General features: G+C 70.4%; 2 protein-coding genes. One reads left to right on the forward strand and one right to left on the reverse strand.

The genetic code is table 11. The features are described 5' to 3' along the window. Positions 1-49: 49 nt before the first annotated feature. Positions 50-1,351, reverse strand: coding sequence for a lipopolysaccharide biosynthesis protein RfbH (rfbH, locus tag ACN6LD_RS42045; RefSeq protein ID WP_319193107.1), 1,302 nt, complete (start codon positions 1,349-1,351; stop codon positions 50-52). Positions 1,352-1,606: 255 nt separating this feature from the next. Here rfbH and ACN6LD_RS42050 point away from each other — a divergent pair, with 255 nt between their 5' ends. Further along, entirely contained in the window at positions 1,607-2,971 is a 1,365-nt protein-coding gene (locus ACN6LD_RS42050) for an acyltransferase (RefSeq protein WP_319193109.1), read from the forward strand. Positions 2,972-3,048: the final 77 nt, after the last annotated feature.

The following is a 3,048-nucleotide window of genomic DNA, read 5'->3' on the forward strand; positions in this document are numbered from 1 at the left end:
GTCCCGGCGACTTCCGGCGCCGGGACCCACCCCGTGGACGTGCCGCGGGTCAGTGCGGCAGGGTCACGTACTCGATCACCGTGTTGATGCTGTGGTCGATCATCTCGTCGGTCAGGCCCGGGTACACGCCGATCCAGAACGTCCGCTCGGTGGTGATGTCGCTGTTGGTGAGCGGACCGCTGACCCGGAACTCCTGTCCCTCGTAGGCCGGGTGACGGGTCAGGTTGCCCGCGAAGAAGCGGCGGGTGGCGACCATGCTGGACTCCAGGTGGTCGATCAGGGCGCCGGGCTGGAACGGCGTGCCCGGCTGCACGGTGATGGCGAAGCCGAACCAGCTCGGGTCGCTGCCCGGCGTGGCCTCGGGAAGCAGCAGGTGGGGCAGCCCGTCCAGGCCCTCCCGCAGCCGGGCCCAGTTGTGGCGTCGGGCCTTGCCGAACTCGTCGATACGGCTGAGCTGCTGGAGCCCGAGCGCCGCGGAGACGTCGGTCGACTTCAGGTTGTAGCCCACGTGGGAGAAGATGTACTTGTGGTCGTAGCCCTCCGGCAGCGAACCCATCTGGTGCTCGAAACGCTTGAAGCAGCGGTTGTCCTCACCCGGCTCGCACCAGCAGTCGCGGCCCCAGTCGCGCATCGATTCCACGATCCGCGCCAGGGCCAGGTTGTCCGTCAGCACGCAGCCGCCCTCGCCCATCGTGATGTGGTGGGCGGGATAGAAGCTCTCGGTCGCCAGGTCACCGAAGGTTCCGGTCAGCTGTCCCTCGTAGGTGCTGCCCAGCGCGTCGCAGTTGTCCTCGATGAGGAACAGGCCACGGTCCTCGGCCAGTTGGGCGATCTCGCGGACCTGGAAGGGATTGCCCAGCGCATGGGCCATCATGATCGCGCGGGTGCGCGGACCGATGGCCGCCTCCACCCGCTCCAGTGAGGCGTTGTAGGTGCCCAGCTCGACGTCGACGAAGACCGGCACCATGCCGTTCTGCAGGATGGGATTGACCGTCGTCGGGAACCCGGCGGCCACCGTGATCACCTCGTCGCCGCGCTTCAGCCGGTCCGCGCCCAACTGAGGCGAGGTGAGGCTGCTCAGGGCCAGCAGATTGGCCGACGAGCCGGAGTTGGTCAGATGCGCCTTGCGCAGCCCGAAGTACTTCGCCAGCGCACGTTCCAGCCTGCGCGAGCTGACACCGGCCGCGATGCGCATGTCGAGCGCCGCTTCCACCAGCGCCACCCGGTCGTCCTCGCTGAGCACCGCACCGGACGCCAGCACCGGCGTGATGCCCGGCACGAACCCCGAGGAGAGGGACGAGCGGTGGTATTCCCGTACCAGGTCGAGGATCTCGGTCTTGTCGTTCCCCACGGCTGATGGCCTCCTGTATGTGCCGGTGGGGACGAGACGTGCTCGCCGGCTCGCAGTCGAAGCGAGTCCCCACGCCCGTATCGTTCGATCGGGGGAACCCCAGACCAGCACGCGCGCCCACTCGCGGGCCAGGCACGCCGCACGATTCTAGGGATCCACCAAGAGCATGGGGTCTAGGGATTTCATCGCCACGGACCCGGCACTCTGAAGTGCCAAGCCCGCGTGGGCCTTTCGCCCCTCCCTGGAGACGCACCCATGAAGCATGGCCGCCCCTCGGGCAAGCCCGGGCAGATCGTCGTCCTGCGCGCGGGAGGGATGTCCGGCGAGCGGGTCCGGCTCGGCGTTCACGACCTGCTGAACGGGACTTTCGCCACACCGCGCACGTTCTTCTACCGGCAGACCCTGGACTCCGACGCCCTGGCCGACTCCCTGCGCCGCACACTGGCCCACCATCCGCTGCTCACGGGACGCCTCGAACGCGACGCGGACGGCGGCCTCAGCGTGGTGTGCAACGACGCCGGCGCGATGTTCGCCGTCACCCACTCCGACCAGGTCATGCCGGACTACGGGCCGGACCGCTCCGCCAAGCAGGACCTGCGCCGCTACCTCCACTCCGTCAACGCCTTCCGCGTCGTCGGGCACGACACGCCGCTGCTCACGGTCAAGGTCACCCACATGCGAGGAGGCGGCTCCGTACTCGGCGTCGCCGTCAACCACAGCGTCGTCGACGGCAGCGGCTACCTCGACTTCCTGCGCCACTGGTCGCGCACGCATGCCGGACAGGACGGTTCCGCGGCGCCGTACGACCGCGCGCTGCTGGACGGCTTGGCCGGCGAGGCGCGTCCCGCACCGGACGACCCGCAGTACCAGGTCGTCACCGGACGGCAGAAGTTCGGGTTCATCTGGAGGGTCAACTCCCGTGCGTGGAAGGTGCGCACCGTCACCGTCCGACTGACCGCCACGGAGGTTCTCGCCCTGCGCGCGGCCGCGCGCGCCGGACAGGACCGCGATCTGCCTCCCGCCTCCAGCGCGGTCGCGCTGGGGGCGCACCTGTGGCGGGTCCTCGGCGCGCTCCGCGACCGGGAACCCGGGGCCGAGGAGCGCCTGGGGATCGTGGTCGGACTGCGGGCCGCGCTGAAGGACCGCCTTCCGCACGGCTACGGGGGCAATGCGGTGTCCAACACCACGGCCGTGCTGCCGGCCCGTGAGTTGCGCGAAGAGCCCCTCGCCCACACCGTCGCCGCGGTACGCGCCGCCGTGGAGCGTGTCACCCCCGCCCGGGTGCGGCAGGAGGCCGCCTTCCTGGAGGCCCAGCGGCAGGCCGGGCGCTCGGCCCGTGTCCTCAGCCGCATGTCACTGGACGCCTTCGACGGCACGGTCGCCCTGAACGACTCCGGCAGGTTGCCGGTGTACACGCTGGAGTTCGGCGCCGGACGGCCCTTCTGGTTCGAGTTCCCGGCAAGCCCCATCCCCTGGACGGCACTCGTCACGCCCACCCCCGACGACGACCACAGCCGCGACGTCCACCTGAGTGTTCCCCGTGAAGCCGCCGAGGCCCTGCGCAGCCCTCGGTGGACCGAACGTCTGCGCGGCGCTCCCGACGGTCCCGGCGGCCGCTGATCGCGGCTCCCGTCCTGAACCGCCCCACGGGGGAGAGGGGAGCCGGGTCCGCATGGCGAAGGGCCTGCGGACACCGG

The sequence above is a fragment of the Streptomyces sp. SAS_272 genome, from assembly GCF_052543235.1.

Excerpts from the sequence above, each read along its gene's own strand:
- ACN6LD_RS42050 (WP_319193109.1), top strand. The coding sequence starts at position 1,607 with ATGAAGCATGGCCGCCCCTCGGGCAAGCCCGGGCAGATCGTCGTCCTG.